The following is a 15208-nucleotide window of genomic DNA, read 5'->3' on the forward strand; positions in this document are numbered from 1 at the left end:
ATCCAACCGGGTCACAAGTCTAGGGACGGGCGATGCCCCGCGCGTAGTGTGAGACAGCATGGGGGACTTGCGTGCCGACTGGAGACTCAGGCTGCGCCGCGGGGACGCGTACGGCCCCGTCTGCGGGGCCGGTGTACTCGTCGACCAGCACACGGCGTTGACCTGCGCGCATGTGGTGCGCCACCCGGACGCCGTGATGTGGCTGGAGTTCGCCGAGAACGGCACGCTGGAACCGGTGGCCGCCCGGGTCATGCCGGGCGGCTGGCTCCCGGAGGGCGAACACGGCGAGGACGTGGCCGTGTTACGGCTCGACAGCCCGCGCCCGCGTGCACGCCCCGCTCCGCTGGACACCGTGCTCAGGGCCGGTACCGAGGTATACGCCACCGGGTACGCGGAGGGCTTCGACGACGGGATGAGCCTGTGGGGCCGGATCGGTGGCGCCAGCGGCGAGCGGGTGCAGCTCGACGCCGTCACCAAGGCCGAGGTGGTGCGCGCCGGGTTCAGCGGCGCGGCCGTGTGCACCAGGCCCCGGGAGGGCCGGCCGGTGCGGGTGGTCGGTCTCGTCGTCAGCCGCCGCGGCGACCTGGGCGAGGTGCTGCCCGAGGACAACAGGCTGGCCTTCTCGTATCTGATCCCGGTCGACCTCATCGCCCAGCTGTCGCCGCTGGTGGCGGAGTTGAGCGGCCCCGATGCCTGGGACCACGCCTTCGAGGAGCGCCTGGAGCGGTGGTTCGGCGATCCGGACGAGGACCCGGTGAAGATCACCGTGGTGCCGCCGGGCAGCGGCAAGGACCGTTCGCTGCGCCATCTGCTGCACCGCGCCGACGTCGTCCATCGCGGCGGCGACAGCCGGCCGCACCTCGCCGACCACGCCCTGGGCCGGATCTCCTTCCCGGTGGGCGAGTACCTCGCGTACTGGGACTGGCTGCTCGGTACCGCGCGCCGCCCGGCCGGCACGGCGCCGGCACCCGCCCGGCCGGTCACCCTCGTGGTCGACGGCCTCGACGAGGAACCCCGGCCGGGCCCGCTCCTCGCGCTCCTGCTGCGCCTGCGGGAACTGGGTTTCCGGCTGCTGCTCGTCTTCCGTCACGAGGGCGGCACCGGCTGGAACGCGGCCCGTGACGACCTGCTGCGCCCCGCGCTGTTCGGCCACGCGGACGTCCTGCTCGGACGGCTGGAGCACGCCGAGTTCGGCAACGCGATCCGCCGTGACGTCGTCGACAGCGCGTCCCTGGACTCCGTGACGGAGACGGCCGACCTGCGCCGGGCCGAACTCCGCCGGATCGCCGCGTCGTCGGACCCGCAGCGCCAACTGCCCGGGCTGCGGGCCCTGCTCAGGACCCTGCGCGCCGATCTGGACCGGCAAGGAGGCCGCTGATGCGCGAGGAGCGCACCGGCCCGGACGGCGGCCGACGGCCGGCCGGCTGCCCGCACCGCGCCTTCGACGGATCGCGCTGCCCGGGCTCCGTCCTGCCCACCGGCTGGTGCGACCGGTGCGGCCGCTCCGAGCTGGGCCCGACGCTGCCCGGCCTGCCCGAGGACCCGCGCGAGCTCGGCCCCCGCGACCTCCTCACGCTCCCCGACCGCGCCCCGCGTCCCCCCGGGGCGCGCCTCGTCCGCGCGGAGACACCGCTGCGGGTCCGCATGGGCTGCTCGGCCGCCGACTGCGGGATCACCTTCGCCCCGCCCTACACCGAGGGCCCGGTGCCCCTCGCCGGGTTCTGTCCGGCGTGCGGCGCGCGGTACTCGTACGAACCGGAGCTGGCCGAGGGCGAGTTGCTGCGCGACCAGTACCGGATCATGGGACCCATCGACCACGGCGGGCAGGGCTGGGTCTACCTCGCCGAGGACACCCACCTCGGGGACGTCGTGGCAGTGAAGGGGCTGCTCAACCGGTACGAGGAGGACGGCGCCCGGCTCGCGGACGTCGAGCGCCGCAACCTCGTCGCCATGCGCCACCCCCGCATCGTGCAGATCCGCGACTTCGTCGCCCGCGGCGACGGCAGCGGGGAGATCACCGGCGGCTACATCGTCATGGACGACGTGGGGGACGGGACGCTGGAGAAGGTGGTGGAGGAGACCCGGCGGGGCGAGTCGGTGCTCGACATCGAGCACGTGGCCGCGTACGGCTGCCAGATCCTCGAAGCCCTGGCGCATCTGCACGCCGGCGGTGAACGGGTCTTCGTCTACGGGGACATGAAGCCCTCGAACGTCGTGCACCACGGGGACGGCGTGAAGGTCATCGACCTCGGCGGGATGCGCGAGGAGGGCCAGAACCGGCCGCCCGCCCACGTCACCGGCGAGTACATGGCGCCCGAGACCGCGTTCTCGGGCCTGCCCACCGTCGCCCACGACCTGCACACCGTCGGCGTCACCCTGCGGGAACTCGCCCACTGGGCCGTGGACGGCGTACCGGGCCTCGGCACCCGCTCCTTCCGGCAGGTCGTCGAGCGTGCCGTGCGGACCGATCCCGGGCGGCGTTTCGCCGACGCCCGCGAGATGGCCGGCCAACTGCGCGGCGCGCTGCGGGAGATCCGGGCGCTGCGCGGCAAGAGCGACCCGCCGGAGCCGTCCGACTACTTTCGTCCGTCCCCGCAGCTGCTCGGCGCCCGGCTCGGCACCGTACCGGGCATCGAGCACTGGCTGGAACGGCCGCGCCGCGACCGGTACGAGCCGCCGGTGGCGCCCGCCCTCGACCTCGGCACGCCGACACCGGCCGAGATCGCCGGGTGCCTGCCGGTGCCGCGCCGGTATCCGGGCGATCCGCAGACCGCGCGGTTCGAGGTGAGCAGCGGCTACGACCCCGGGCTGCTCCTGGACCAGGAGGACGAGATGCCGGCGTCGGTGGAGATCTGCCTGCACAACGTGCGTGTCCTGCTGGGCCGCAACACCCGTGCCGACCTGGAGCTGGCCCAGGCGGAGCTGGACACCGCCGATTCCGTGCCGGGGCCGTCCGCGGTGCGCCGGTGGCGGCTGGAGTGGCACCGCGCGCTGCTGGCTCTGCGGCACGCCGGTCTGCACGACGCACCCCAGCAGGTCACCGAGGCCCGCACCCACTTCCTGCGGGTCCACCTCGAACTGCCCGGCGAGTACGCCCCGAAGCTGGCCCTCGCCTACTGCGGCGAACGGCTCGGCGACCGGGCCGCCAGGGAGCTGTACGAGGCGGTGTTCGCGCGCAACCCCGCGCACGGCGGTGCGGCGCTGGGGCTGGCCCGGCTGGCGCTGCGCGCGGGCGACCGGCGGGCGGCCCTCGACGTCCTCGGCCGGGTGGGGCCCGGCACCCTGGACCACACCGTCGCCCGGATCGCCTCCCTGCGGATCCGCGCGGCCCGGCTGCCCTGTGCCGGCGACGGTCCCCCGGCGGCGGCCTTCACACCGCTGCCCGCGCCCGCCGAGGTCGACGCGGCCCTGGCCGAACTGCCCGGCCTGGTGGGACGCGCACCGGGCGCGGGCGGGCCGAGCCTGTCCGAGGACGAGGCGCTGCGGCTGCGGACCGAACTGCACGAGTGGAAGCTGGACGCCCTGCACCACCAGAGCGACCGGACCGGCGGTCCTGGCACGGGGGCCGGCCGGCTGGACGCCCGCCGGCTCAGACGCCTGGCCACGCCGGAGCGCGAGCAGCGGCGGCGGCTGGAGTCCCTGTACCGGCAACTGGCCGCCCGGCACCGGGAGTCGGACATCGCCCACGAGCACCTCGTGGACCTCGTGCACGCGGTGCGGCCGCAGACCCGGATCTGACCGGCCGCACGAGCGGCACGGACGGCACGGACGGCACAGACGGCACCGCGAGCCGCGCGGTACAGCGGACGGCAGACGGCCGGACCGGCCGGACCGGGCGGTAGAACCGGGGAACGCGCCACCGGGCACCGGGCGGACGGCCCGGCCGCACGCGGAGACCGGAGCACAGGGCACGACCGACCGGCACGCACGGCACGACACGACACGACACGGCACGGCACGGCACGACGCAGTCGCACGGCACCGCGCCCGCGGTACCGGCGGTGCCCCAGGGAAGGAGCGGTGACCGAGGACATGAGCAGCCGCACCCGGCCGTCGCACCCGGCCGTCCGCCTCCACGTCGACCTGGACGGCGAGCTGCGCCCGCACCGCAGCGCGAAGATCGAGGCCCGTCTGCGGGTCGAGGTGGCCGCCGACCGTGCCGCGGGCGACCTGCCGGCGGTCGAACTCGCCGTGATCATCGCGGTGGACGTGGCCGAGGCCAACCGGGCGGCCGTACGCCACGCCCTGCCGGCCGCGCTGCGCGCACTGCCCGACGGCATCTCCTTCGCCGTGCTCGGCGGCGGTCCCGAACCGGTCCGGTTCTATCCGCGGGACGCCGGCACGTGGGCCGTCGCCGACCGGGACCAGCGGCGCCGGGCCGCGTTCGCGGTGGGCTCGCTGCCGCTGCACCGGGACGGCCCGCGTCCCGCCGGATACGCGTCCTGGGCCGCCGAGGCGCGGGCGCTGCTCACCGACCGCCCGCTGTCCGTACCGCACCTCGTACTGATCACCGACGGCAGCAGTGCCGCGGGCGAGACCCGTCTCGACGAGGAACTGGACGTCTGCGCGGGGAAGTTCACCTGCGACGTGTTCGCGGTGGGCGCCGACTGGCCGCCCGATCCGCTGCTGGCCATCGCCGAACGGCTCCACGGCACCGCCCAGTTCGTGGACGAAGGGCTCGGCGGCGCGGTCATCGACGCCGTCGCGCGGCTGCGCCGGGCGGGTCCGGCCCAGCTGGCGATCGAGGTGACGCTGCGGCCGTCGGTGCGCCAGGTCTCGCTCACCGAGAAGGCTCCCCGTCCGCACCGCCTGGTCGGGCTGCCCGAGGACGACCGGCCGCACTGCTGGACCTTCCCCACCCACCAGTGGGAACCGGGCCGCCGCGACTATCTGCTCACCCTGGTCGCCGGCGCCGACGACGACCCGCTGGAGACGGACCTGCAGTTCGCCATGGTCTCCGTCGACGGCGTCCACGTGCCCGTCGTCGCCCGCTGGCATCTGCCCCGGCAGTCGGCGCCGCCCGGCCCGACGGGCGGGGGCAGTGTGCGCAGTCTCGCCGCCACCGCCCGGATGCGCGGCGCGCTGCGCGAGGGGCTGACCGCGCTCCAGGCCCACCGTCCTGACACCGCGCGGGAGTGCCTGGCGCAGGCGGCCCGGCTGGCGGCGCGGTTCGGCACCGACTGGGTGCTGGACGAGATCCGTACGGTCGCCGACGTCGAGGACGCGGACGAGGGACGGATCCGGCTGCGCACCGTGGCCGCCGGGACCCTGGGCCCGATGATCCTGCGGGCCGGCTCCCATCCGGGCGCGCCCGTGGCCGACGGGGACGGCGCACCCCCGGGACCGCGCTGCGGGAGCTGCCTGAGCCCGGCCGGCGGCGAGGCCCGCTACTGCATCGCCTGCGGAAAGAAGCTGCTGTGACGACCGTACGGACGACCCTGCGGCGATGGTGCTCCCCCGCCGCGTTCTGGCGCGGGCGGCTGCGCCGCACCCGGACCCGGCGGCTGCTGGAGACACACCTGCTGGTGCTGCTGCTGTGCGCGGCCGTGGCCTCGGCCTCGTTGTTCCTCTCCTACCGGCAGACGCAGCGCGGCGCGGCGGCCCTCGCCGCCCGCGAGGCGCCGGCCGTGCAGGGGCTGGCCGCCACCCGGCTGGCGGCGCTGCGGGCCGACCAGGAGGCGCACGCCCTGGTGACGGCGCACCTCGTCGACGTGGCGGGCTCGGGCGAGACGTACCGGTCCCAGCTGTCCGCCGCCGACCAGGGCCTGTCCCGGATCGCCGACCGCACCGACCAGGATCTCGGCACGGTCAACGGTCTGCTCGCCACCTACGGCAACTCGCTCGGTCTGGGCACGTCCATGTACCGCGACCAGCCGCTGATGCGGGAGCAGAAACTCGACGAGGCGGACTCGCTGCTCACCCGCAGCAAGGTCGGGCTCGCACCCCGCCTCGACGCCCTGCAGCGGGTGCAGCTCCAACACGCCGCCGCCACCGCCACCATGGGGTGGTGGCAGCGGGCCGGCTGGTGGCTCGGCGAGATCGCCCTGGTGGCGCTGGCGTCGACCCTGCTGTCGGCGCTGTTCGTGCTGCGCGACCGGTGCGGCCGGGACTGGAACCCCTACCTGGTCGCCGCGTTCGTCCTGACCGTGCTGCTCGCGGTGTTCCCCCTGCTGACGGCGACCGCCACCGAGGACCGCCTGGAGGGCGCGCTCGGTGATCTCGGGCGCATCACCGAGCTGTCCCGGCACACCGGACCGGGGCTGGCCGGGGCGCAGCAGAGCGTCGCGCAGGAGTCGGAGGAGGTCCGGCGGGAACTCGCCGCCGGCGACTGGGCGGACCGGATCTACCAGGGCACGGCGGTCGGCGGCCTGCTGGTCGTCGTCCTGCCCGCGCTGGGCCTCGGGCTCCGGCTGGACAGCGACTACTGGAGGCGGCGGTGACGCGGCGGTTCAAGGTGCTGGTCCTGCTCGTGGTCATGGTGCTGGTCGCGGCCGGCGGGCTGGTGGTGGCCTGGGCACGGCACGACGACGGGGAGCCGGTGACCATCCTGGGGACCTGGACCGGGGACCAGGCGGACCGGTTCGAGGCCGTGCTGCGGGACTTCGGGATCCCCTTCCGCTACCAGGGCACCGCCGCCCAGCGCGAGGTGCTGCTCTCCAAGGTGCAGTCGGGAGAGCCCCCGGACGTCGTGATCATGCCGGGCATCGGTGAACTCGCCGAGTACGCCGACCAGAACCGCCTCGAACCGCTCAACGGGCTGTATGACCCCGGGCAGTACGGCGCGCCGTGGAACGCGACCGGTACCGTCTCCTCGTCGGTGTACTGGGTGCCGGTCAAGGCGGACCTGAAGAGCATCGTCTGGTACCGGCGGGGCGAGAAGCCCGCGGACTCGCCCGCCCCGCTGCGCAGGTGGTGCGTCGGCATGGGTGACGACGGCGCCTCCGGGTGGCCCGGCACGGACTGGATCGAGGACCTCGTGCTGCAGCGGGCGGGTCCGGGCGTCTACGCGCAGTGGGCGCTGGGCACCGGCCGGACGCGGTGGTGGCGCGGTGACGCGGTGCGCTCCGCGTGGCAGGCCTGGGCTGGTCTGCTGGCCCAGGACCGGTCCCGGGCCCGGCACGCGCTGCTGACCGACCACCGCGGTTCCCCGGACGGCGACGGACTACTCTTCGCCGGCTGGGGCGGCTGCGGGCTCGAACACCAGGGGTCGTTCGCGCGCTCCTTCTACCGGGGCCGGGCGGCGCACGCGGACCTGACGGACTCCGCTCCGCTGCTGCCCGGTGGCGGCCGGGTACGGGCCCACGAGGTCACCGGGGACTTCGCGGCCCTGTTCAGCGACCGTCCCCAGGCGCGTGAGCTGGTCCGGCGGCTGGCCTCCAGGGACGGCCAGCAGGAGTGGGCCGCGTCGGCGGACTTCTTCTCGGCGAACCGGGAGGTGACCCCGCGGGACGACGGGGTCGCCCACGAGATCGCCGAACGGCTCCGGCAGGGCCCGCGCTGCCTGGACGCCTCGGACGTCATGGCACCGGCCGTGCGGGACGCCTTCTACGAGGCGGTCCTGCAGACCATCGCCCGGGTCGCCGACGGCCAGGACCCCGGCATCGCGGGCCTGCTGCGGGACCTGCAGCGGGTGCAGGACGCCCAGGGCGCCCCGGGGAAGGCCGCGCCCCGGACGGTGTGCAGCCCCCGCTGAGCAGGGCGGGACGGGTCCGGCCGCCCGGTGGCGCAGGACAGCGGCGCGAGGCGCGCGCCCTCGGCCGGGGACGGCAGGACGCCACCGGGCGCGGCGGCCACGGTGCACGCTGGGGCCCCGGCGCCGGTCCGCCCCTTCCCGTCCGCCTCACGAGGCGGGCGGGCGACGGCGGGAACGGTCAGCCGTGTGAACAACGCTTCGGGTCAATACACCTGGGCCAGCGCCTTGTCGATCGCCGTCAGCCAGGTGTCGACCGGGCCTGCGGTCAGCAGTCCGCTTGCCGCTCCGGCGAGTTGGCCGGCCGCCGGGCGCAGCCCGTCCCGGCAGCGGAGCAGGGCCGGGCGGTCGCCGGACGCCAGGGCGACGGCCGCCACGGCACACCACAGGGCCTCCTGCACGAGGTCGGCGGGCGGCTCGGGCAGCTCGCGCAGCGCCTCGCGGGCCGCCTGCTCGCCGTCGGCCACGAGCGCGAGCGCGGGGCGGATCCAGGGCAGGTACGGCCCCCAGTCGGCGGCCGGGTCGAGGGCGGCGCGGATGCCGTACGGCCGGTCGGCCAGCCGGAGGCACAGGAGGGCGAGCGGGAGGAGTCCGGCGCGCACGCCGGGCATGCCCGGCCCGGCCAGCAGCCGGTCGACGGCGCGGTAGCCGGCCTCGGCGCGGTCCGTACGCCCGGTCGCGGCCAGCCGCAGCGCCCGGTAGCCGTCCGTGAACACGCGGACCAGCGGCAGTTCCTGGCGGTCGGCCAGCCGGTCGGCCGCCTCGGCGTGCGCGTCGGCGGTGGCGAGGTCGGCGAGGCCCGCGCGGGCCTGTACCCGGATCAGGTGGCCGAGGACCTCGTAGGTGACGAGGCCGTGCCGGCCGGCCAGGGTGATCAGTTCGGTGCCGAGGGCGTCGCGGCGGGGGGCCAGGCCGGCGCGGGCGCAGGACTGCATGAAGACGCCGTCGAGGGCGAAGGCGAGCAGGGCCGGATCGTCCAGGCGGCGGGCCAGGCGTTCCGCCTCCGCGGCGGCCTCGGCGGCGCGGGCCGACCGGGTGCCGCGGGTCTCCAGGGCGACCGTGGCGAGGAGCCGGCAGCGGGCGGCGTCCTGGGCCGGGGTCACGGGCAGCCGGGCCAGGGCGCGTTCGGCGGCTTCGGTGACGCGGCGGGCGGCCGCCGGGTCGTCGGAGCGGGGCCAGACCGCCGGGACGTCGTAGGCGCCGATGACCCGAGCGGTCAGGTCGGCGTCGCCCGACTCCTCGGCGGCGGTGATCACCGCGAGGCGGTGTTCGCGGGCGGCGGCGAGCCCGCCGGGGCCGGTCACGGCGAGCGTGCGCAGCAGGCCGACGGTGGATTCGAGCCGGGCCCGGGCGCCCGCGGCGACGGTGCGGTCGTACGCCTCCGCGGCCCGCGACCACACCCGTGCCGCCGCGGCCTCGCCCACCGCGTCCAGGGCGGGGTCCTGCGCGAGGATGCCGGCCTCCAGTCTCCGCAGTGCCGGGCCGGGATCGAGCCCCAGCTGGTCGGCGAGGGTCGCGCGGGCCCGGCGCAGCACCGCGAGGGCGTCGCCCTGCCGGCCGGTGCGGTAGAGGGCGAGCGCCAGCAGCCGCCAGCCCTCCTCGCGCCACGGGTGCCCGGCGAGGTGGGCGTCCAGGTCGGGCACCGCCTCGGCCGGGCGGCCCTGGGCGAGCCGCGCCCCGGCCCGCTGTTCGACCGCCCGCAGCCGCAGCTCGGCCAGCCGGGTCCGCTCGCCCCGGCACCACCGCTCGTCGGCGAACTCGGCGTAGGCGGGCCCCCGCCACAGCTCCAGCGCGTCCCGCAGCAGCAGGGCGGCCGGACCGGGCTCCTCCGGTACGGCGGCCTCCACGGCGGTCTCGAACCGCCAGGCGTCCACCGTCCCGGGTCCGGTGCGCAGGGCGTAGCCGGGGCCGTCGGTGACCAGGATCCGGGCCGGGGTGCGGGGCGGGCGGCCGGGTTCGAGGGCGCGGCGCAGGTCGCCGACGAAGGTGCGGACGGCGCTGACGGCGGTGGGCGGCGGCTCGTCCCACAGGTCGGCGACCAGCCGGGCCACCGGCACGACCCGTCCGCGGGCCACGATCAGCCGGGCCAGCACGGCACGGTGCCGGGGGCCCTTCAGGGCGAGCGGGGCACCGGCGCGCTCCGCCACCACGGGTCCGAGCACTCCGAAGCCGACCTGGTCCGTCCTCACCCGCCCCACGGTAGATGCGGTCGCACGGCGGGCGACGCCCCGGTCCGTGCTGACCGGTTGCTGATTCGCGCACGGGAGTCTCGGCGCATGAACATCCCCGGCTCGAACATCCCCGGCTTCGCCCCGCACCGTGTCCCCGTGGCCGACGGCGTCCGTCTGCACGCCGTCGTCGGCGGCACCGGCAGCCCGGTCGTCCTGCTGCACGGCTTCCCGCAGACCCACCTGATGTGGCGGCGGGTGGCCGCCGATCTCGCCCGCGAGCACACCGTGATCTGTCCCGACCTGCGCGGTTACGGCGCCAGTGACAAGCCTGCCGACGTGGACGGGCTGGCCTACGCGAAGCGGACGATGGCCGCCGACGTCGTGGCGCTCGCCCGTGCCCTCGGCCACGAGCGGTTCGCGCTGGCGGGGCACGACCGGGGCGCGCTGGTCGCCTTCCGGGCGGGCCTGGACCACCCGGACGCCGTGACGCATCTGGCGCTCCTCGACGTCCTGCCCACCGTGGACATGTGGGAGGTGCTGCGCGGCCGCGCGGCCGCCGTCGCCTTCCACCTCTATCTGACGGCCCAGCCCCCGGGCCTGCCCGAGCGGTTGATCGGCGCCGCCCCCGACCTGTTCTTCGGTCACTTCCTGGATGTGTGGACCCGTGATTCCGCTGCGATCCCCGCCGACGTCCGCGCCGCCTATCTCGCGGCCTGCCGGGCGGCGGTGCCCTCGATCGTGGCCGACTACCGGGCGTCGGCCGGCGTCGACACCGAGCATGATCTGGCCGACCGGGCCGCGGGGAAGGTCCTCGGCATGCCGGTGACCGTGCTCCAGCAGGACTGGGGCGCGGCCCTCGGCTACGACGCGGCCGCGCTGTGGCGGGCCTGGGCCCCGGAGCTGGAGCACCGCACCGTTGACTGCGGGCACTTCATGGCCGAGGAGGCACCGGACGAGGTCACCTCCGCGGTCCGGGAGCTGCTGTCCCGGTGATCCGCGGGTGATCCGGCCCGGCACTCCCGGCTGCCGGGCCGTCCGGACGGCGTCTCAGCCCTTGGCGAGTTTGACGTCCTGCTGCCGGGTGACGTGGAAGAAGGGCAGCGGCAGGCCACCCGCCGGGCGCAGCTCCATGACGGTGACCTCGACGCGGGCGGCGCCCGGCTCCAGCTTCTCGGAGGTCACCTTGCCGGTGTTCTCCCAGTGGTGCTCGGCGCCGTCGCACACGGCCCGCGTGCCGCCGACGCCGTGCCGGCTGGTCGGCGAGTCCTGGCTGACGGACGAGCTGACGAACACCGGGCCGGTGGCGTCGGTGCAGGTGTAGGTGCCGGAGAGGGTGACCGTGCCGTCGTCGGCGAGACGGCCGGTGGCGTCGACGGTGACGGACTCGGCGGGAGCGGCGGTCGCGGGGCCGACGGCGGCGCAGAGCAGGGCGGCGGAACCGAGGGCGGCGGCGAGGACGGGGCGTAGGGGCATGACATCCTTCCCAGGTCGTGGTGTGGGCATGCCCTGGATACCGGGCGTGCGGCCCGGGAGGCGTGACCGTCACCCCTTCGGTGGCGCGTCCCGGCCGGGACGGCTCCGCCGCTCGGTCGCGGACGCGCGGCGACCGTCGTGGGGGCGTCCGGGTGTTGTCCGCGTGTTGTCACAGGTCGCGGCAGGTGGTTCCGTACCGTTCACGGCGGGAGCATGGTCTGGTCATGCCGGTCGGCGACGTGCCGGAGGCAGACCCGTGGAGGTGCGCCATGTGTTCCCACCCGTTCCCGAGCGCGACGGCCGACCAGGGCCTCCCGCACATCGTCGCCGCCCACCCCGAGCAGGGCTGGTCCCTGCGGTGCGACGGGGCGATCGTCTTCGACGACACGGGCGAGCTGCGCCCCGACGGCAGCGTGGCCGAGCCGCACCGCGGCCCGGCCGGACAGCTCGTCGTCGCCGCCTGACCGGGCGCGATGTCGCGTACCGAGTCCGCCCGGCCCCGGACAGCTCGCCGGTCCCCTCCCCCGGAATCCTGACTCACGTTCAGCCCTGCACCTGATGTGACCAGCCGTGATGCCGTGGACCTAAAATGATCAACGTGTCCGAGCACCACGCCCCGAGGTCCCTCATCGTCACGCTCTACGGCGCCTACGGCCGCTTCCTGCCCGGCCCGGTGCCCGTCGCCGAGCTGATCCGGCTGCTGGCCGCCGTCGGGGTGGACGCCCCTTCCGTACGGTCCTCGGTGTCCCGGCTGAAACGGCGCGGCCTGCTGGCCCCGACGCGCACCGAGCAGGGCGCGGCCGCCTACGAACTCTCCGACGAGGCACGCCAGTTGCTGGACGACGGCGACAAGCGGGTGTACGCGGCCCCGGCCCCGCGGGACGCCGGCTGGGTGCTGGCGGTGTTCTCGGTGCCCGAGTCGGAACGGCAGAAGCGGCACGTGCTGCGCTCGCGGCTCGCCGGACTCGGCTTCGGCACGGCCGCGCCCGGCGTGTGGATCGCCCCGGCCCGGCTGTTCGAGGAGACCCGGCACACCCTGCGCCGGCTCGGTCTCGACCCGTACGTGGACTTCTTCCGCGGCGAGCACCTCGGCTTCGCCCCCACCACCGAGGCGGTCGCCCGCTGGTGGGACCTGACCGCGATCGCCAAGGCGCACGAGCGGTTCCTCGACGAGCACGAACCGGTGCTGCGCGGCTGGCAGCAACGGAGCGACACCCCGCCCGAGGACGCCTACCGCGACTACCTGCTCGCCCTGGACTCCTGGCGGCACCTGCCGTACACCGATCCGGGACTGCCGACGGCCCTGCTCCCCGCCGACTGGCCGGGCACCCGTTCGGCCGCCGTCTTCCGGGCGCTGCACGAACGCCTGCGGGACGCGGGCGGTGCTTTCGCGGGGCTGTGAGGGAGCGGGCCCGTGAGGGTGCCTCGCACGCACGGCGGTCGACCGGGGTGCGTCTGGCGGAGCCGTGTACCACCTCGCCGACCGGCCGCTCAGGGTCGGCGACCGGGTGCTGCTCAGGCACACCACGCGGACCATCAGGGCGGTCGTGCGGGACGTGGCGGCCGCGGCCGAGCTGACCGCCAACGGCCTGGGCCGGATCACCCTGCGCGGCGCCGAGGCGGTGCCGCTGGACGCCTACACGGTGTCCCGGCGCACCGGCGCGTTCATCCTGATCGGTCCGGCGGACGGCGCCACGCTGACCGCGGGATGGTCGGCTTCACCTGATCCCCAGCCTTTCGCCTCCGGCCGGCGGGCCCGGCCGGTCACAAGGTCACAGCGTGTCGATAACGCGGTAACAGCCCCACCGCACGCGCGCAGCGGCGCACCGGGCCGGGTAGTCAGCGGGGTACCGGGCCGCAGGCCCCCGGGGCCCGGCGACGGGTTCCGGGAGCGGACCCGTACCATTCCTACAGTTGAAAGCAGGACAAGCAGTGATCGCCTGCGCCATGAACGGAATCGCCGTGTACGAACCACCTTCCGCCGCCGCCTCCTGGCGCATCGCGCTGCCGCACACCGTCGCGGCCGTGCCGGTCGCCCGTGCCCTGGTGCGTTCGGCGATGGAGGAGGCCGACCACGCGGCGGACCCCGACACCGCGGAGCTGCTGACCGCGGAGCTGGTCGCCAACGCCGTCGAGCACACCGCCGGCCGGGGCCCGATAGAGCTGGTCGTCGAGCTGATGCCGGGCGGCTGCAAGGTCGAGGTGCACGACCCGGACCCGGCGCCGCCCGGCCACCTGACCCGTCCGGTGGTCGAGGAACCCGATCCGATGGAGGAGGGCGGGCGCGGCCTGCTGCTGATCCGCGCCCTCAGCGCCTCCTGCGGCCACCGCCCCACCGAGTCCGGCAAGGCGGTGTGGTTCAGGCTTCCTGTAGTACCGCGTCAGTGGCGTCCGGCGTGACCGCCGCGGCGCGCGCCAGCGTGGAGTTCCGGCGCCCGTAGCCGACGTAGACCAGCAGGCCCACCGCGAGGAAGACGGCGAACTGGAGCCAGGTCGTCCAGCCCGTCTCGTACATCAGGTACAGGCAGAAGCCGACGCCCAGCAGCGGCACCACGGGGTACAGCGGGACCCGGAAGGTGCGGGCCAGAGCCGGTTCGCGCCGGCGCATCGCGATCACCACGACGTTCACCACCGCCATGACGGCGAGGGTGCCGATGGTGCACAGGTTCATCACCGCGTCCAGCGAGGCGAAGGCGGCCGGCAGCGCGAAGACGAGCGCGACGATCAGGGTTCCGGCGACCGGGGTGGCGGTCCTCGGGGAGACCTTCTCGAAGACGCGCGGGATCAGTCCGTCCCGGGACATGGACATGAGGATGCGGGTCTGGCCGTACATCACCGCGAGGACGACGGAGGCGATGGCGACGACCGCGCCGAAGGCGATCACGCCGCCGCCGATCGCGGACCCGGTGACCTGGTTGACCACGTAGGACAGGGCCGCCGGGCGTCCGGCCACCTGGTCGCCGCCGATGGCGCCGGTCGCGGCCAGGGCGACGGCGCAGTAGAGCAGCGTGACCACGCCCATGCAGACGAGGATCGCGACGGGGATGTCCCGGCGCGGGTTCTTGGCCTCCTCGCCGGCCGTGGTGATCGCGTCGAAGCCGATGTAGGAGAAGAACGCGGCGGTGGTGCCCGCGCCGATGCCGCCGAGCCCGGCCGGGGAGAACGGCACGAGGTTGCCGTCCTTGAAGGCGCTGAAGCCGATCGCGCAGAAGGCCAGCAGGATGACGAGCTTCACGGCCGCCATCGCGGCGGTCGCGCGGGCGCTCTCCCGGACCCCGCGCACCAGCAGCACGGCGGCCATCGCGATGACGATCACGGCGGGCAGGTTCACGATCCCGCCGTCGCCGGGCCCCGCGGACACGGCGTGCGGGAGCTGGAGGCCGGTGAGGCTGTGCAGCAGTTCGTTGACGTACTGGCTCCAGCCGACCGCGACGGCCGAGATGGAGATGCCGTACTCCAGGAGCAGGCACCAGCCGACCAGGAAGGCGGTGGACTCGCCGAGACCGGCGTAGGCGAAGGAGTACGACGATCCGGAGACCGGGATCGCGCCGCCCAGCTCGGCGAAGGAGAGGGCCGTGAAGACGCAGGTGACGGCGGCGAGGACGAAGGAGACCACGACGGCCGGGCCGGCCTGGGCGACCGAGTCGGAGAGCCCGACGAAGATGCCGGTGCCGACGATCGCGCCGATGCCGAAGCAGATCAGCTGGAAGAGGCCCATGGTGCGGCGGAGGCCATGGCCCGCGCGGTCGGCGCCGGATTCGGCGACGAGCAGGTGGGGGGACTTGATGCGGGGCATGCGGGTGGTGCTCGTTTCTGGTGGTGCGGGTGCGATCCGGGTCGGTCGCCGTGGCGGCCGCGGCTGGGGTGTGCCGGG

General features: G+C 75.4%; 12 protein-coding genes and 1 pseudogene. 10 read left to right on the forward strand and 3 right to left on the reverse strand.

The window, feature by feature from the left end; translation table 11 throughout:
* Nucleotides 1-58: 58 nt before the first annotated feature.
* The 5 genes from ACIRQ9_RS23580 to ACIRQ9_RS23600 all read left to right on the forward strand — a co-directional run bounded on the left by ACIRQ9_RS23580 (nucleotide 59) and on the right by ACIRQ9_RS23600 (nucleotide 7693).
* Nucleotides 59-1378, forward strand: coding sequence for a serine protease (locus ACIRQ9_RS23580; protein WP_404176728.1), 1320 nt, complete (start codon nucleotides 59-61; stop codon nucleotides 1376-1378).
* Nucleotides 1378-3738, forward strand: a complete 2361-nt coding sequence (locus tag ACIRQ9_RS23585; RefSeq protein WP_404176730.1) for a tetratricopeptide repeat protein — start codon at nucleotides 1378-1380, stop codon at nucleotides 3736-3738. The genes ACIRQ9_RS23580 and ACIRQ9_RS23585 overlap by 1 nt, the downstream gene beginning before the upstream one ends.
* A 294-nt stretch (nucleotides 3739-4032) precedes the next feature.
* Nucleotides 4033-5421, forward strand: coding sequence for a vWA domain-containing protein (locus tag ACIRQ9_RS23590; RefSeq protein WP_404176732.1), 1389 nt, complete (start codon nucleotides 4033-4035; stop codon nucleotides 5419-5421).
* The gene (locus ACIRQ9_RS23595) at nucleotides 5418-6440 is read left to right on the forward strand and encodes a hypothetical protein (RefSeq protein ID WP_404176735.1); all 1023 of its coding nucleotides are present in this window, start codon (nucleotides 5418-5420) and stop codon (nucleotides 6438-6440) included. The genes ACIRQ9_RS23590 and ACIRQ9_RS23595 overlap by 4 nt, the downstream gene beginning before the upstream one ends.
* On the forward strand, nucleotides 6437-7693 hold the full coding sequence (locus ACIRQ9_RS23600) for an extracellular solute-binding protein (protein WP_404176738.1): 1257 nt from the start codon (nucleotides 6437-6439) through the stop codon (nucleotides 7691-7693). The genes ACIRQ9_RS23595 and ACIRQ9_RS23600 overlap by 4 nt, the downstream gene beginning before the upstream one ends.
* 203 nt (nucleotides 7694-7896) lie before the next feature.
* Here ACIRQ9_RS23600 and ACIRQ9_RS23605 read toward each other — a convergent pair whose 3' ends face one another.
* Nucleotides 7897-9879 (reverse strand): BTAD domain-containing putative transcriptional regulator, encoded by a 1983-nt coding sequence (locus ACIRQ9_RS23605; protein ID WP_404176741.1) that lies wholly within the window; start codon nucleotides 9877-9879, stop codon nucleotides 7897-7899.
* Nucleotides 9880-9966: 87 nt separating this feature from the next.
* On the opposite strand from ACIRQ9_RS23605, the gene ACIRQ9_RS23610 reads away from it, so the two are divergent.
* Entirely contained in the window at nucleotides 9967-10854 is an 888-nt protein-coding gene (locus tag ACIRQ9_RS23610) for an alpha/beta fold hydrolase (RefSeq protein WP_404176744.1), read from the forward strand.
* 54 nt (nucleotides 10855-10908) lie between these two features.
* Here the strand turns inward: ACIRQ9_RS23610 and ACIRQ9_RS23615 are convergent, their stop codons facing one another.
* The gene (locus ACIRQ9_RS23615; RefSeq protein WP_404176747.1) at nucleotides 10909-11334 is read right to left on the reverse strand and encodes a DUF6299 family protein; all 426 of its coding nucleotides are present in this window, start codon (nucleotides 11332-11334) and stop codon (nucleotides 10909-10911) included.
* Nucleotides 11335-11603: 269 nt separating this feature from the next.
* Here ACIRQ9_RS23615 and ACIRQ9_RS23620 point away from each other — a divergent pair, with 269 nt between their 5' ends.
* The 4 genes and pseudogenes from ACIRQ9_RS23620 to ACIRQ9_RS23635 all read left to right on the forward strand — a co-directional run bounded on the left by ACIRQ9_RS23620 (nucleotide 11604) and on the right by ACIRQ9_RS23635 (nucleotide 13734).
* The gene (locus tag ACIRQ9_RS23620; RefSeq protein ID WP_404176750.1) at nucleotides 11604-11798 is read left to right on the forward strand and encodes a DUF5999 family protein; all 195 of its coding nucleotides are present in this window, start codon (nucleotides 11604-11606) and stop codon (nucleotides 11796-11798) included.
* Between the two features lie 125 nt (nucleotides 11799-11923).
* Entirely contained in the window at nucleotides 11924-12736 is an 813-nt protein-coding gene (locus tag ACIRQ9_RS23625; protein ID WP_404176753.1) for a PaaX family transcriptional regulator C-terminal domain-containing protein, read from the forward strand.
* A gap of 61 nt (nucleotides 12737-12797) precedes the next feature.
* A pseudogene (locus ACIRQ9_RS23630) lies at nucleotides 12798-13043 on the forward strand (hypothetical protein); the annotation flags it as partial.
* 238 nt (nucleotides 13044-13281) lie between these two features.
* Nucleotides 13282-13734: an ATP-binding protein gene (locus ACIRQ9_RS23635; RefSeq protein ID WP_404176756.1), complete on the forward strand. Its 453-nt coding sequence runs from the start codon at nucleotides 13282-13284 to the stop codon at nucleotides 13732-13734.
* Here ACIRQ9_RS23635 and ACIRQ9_RS23640 read toward each other — a convergent pair.
* Nucleotides 13694-15130: an amino acid permease gene (locus ACIRQ9_RS23640; RefSeq protein WP_404176759.1), complete on the reverse strand. Its 1437-nt coding sequence runs from the start codon at nucleotides 15128-15130 to the stop codon at nucleotides 13694-13696. The two genes, ACIRQ9_RS23635 and ACIRQ9_RS23640, sit on opposite strands and share 41 nt — an antisense overlap.
* Nucleotides 15131-15208: the final 78 nt, after the last annotated feature.

The sequence above is a fragment of the Streptomyces sp. NPDC101237 genome (genome assembly GCF_044767465.1).
Classification (GTDB): Bacteria; Actinomycetota; Actinomycetes; order Streptomycetales; family Streptomycetaceae; genus Streptomyces; species Streptomyces gramineus.

Bases quoted from the DNA above. Each gene is read 5' to 3' on its own strand.
- ACIRQ9_RS23580 (WP_404176728.1), top strand. From the start codon at position 59: ATGGGGGACTTGCGTGCCGACTGGAGACTCAGGCTGCGCCGCGGGGAC.
- ACIRQ9_RS23585 (WP_404176730.1), top strand. From the start codon at position 1,378: ATGCGCGAGGAGCGCACCGGCCCGGACGGCGGCCGACGGCCGGCCGGC.
- ACIRQ9_RS23590 (WP_404176732.1), top strand. From the start codon at position 4,033: ATGAGCAGCCGCACCCGGCCGTCGCACCCGGCCGTCCGCCTCCACGTC.
- ACIRQ9_RS23610 (WP_404176744.1), top strand. From the start codon at position 9,967: ATGAACATCCCCGGCTCGAACATCCCCGGCTTCGCCCCGCACCGTGTC.
- ACIRQ9_RS23615 (WP_404176747.1), bottom strand. From the start codon at position 11,334: ATGCCCCTACGCCCCGTCCTCGCCGCCGCCCTCGGTTCCGCCGCCCTG.
- ACIRQ9_RS23620 (WP_404176750.1), top strand. From the start codon at position 11,604: ATGTGTTCCCACCCGTTCCCGAGCGCGACGGCCGACCAGGGCCTCCCG.
- ACIRQ9_RS23625 (WP_404176753.1), top strand. From the start codon at position 11,924: ATGATCAACGTGTCCGAGCACCACGCCCCGAGGTCCCTCATCGTCACG.
- ACIRQ9_RS23635 (WP_404176756.1), top strand. From the start codon at position 13,282: ATGAACGGAATCGCCGTGTACGAACCACCTTCCGCCGCCGCCTCCTGG.
- ACIRQ9_RS23640 (WP_404176759.1), bottom strand. From the start codon at position 15,130: ATGCCCCGCATCAAGTCCCCCCACCTGCTCGTCGCCGAATCCGGCGCC.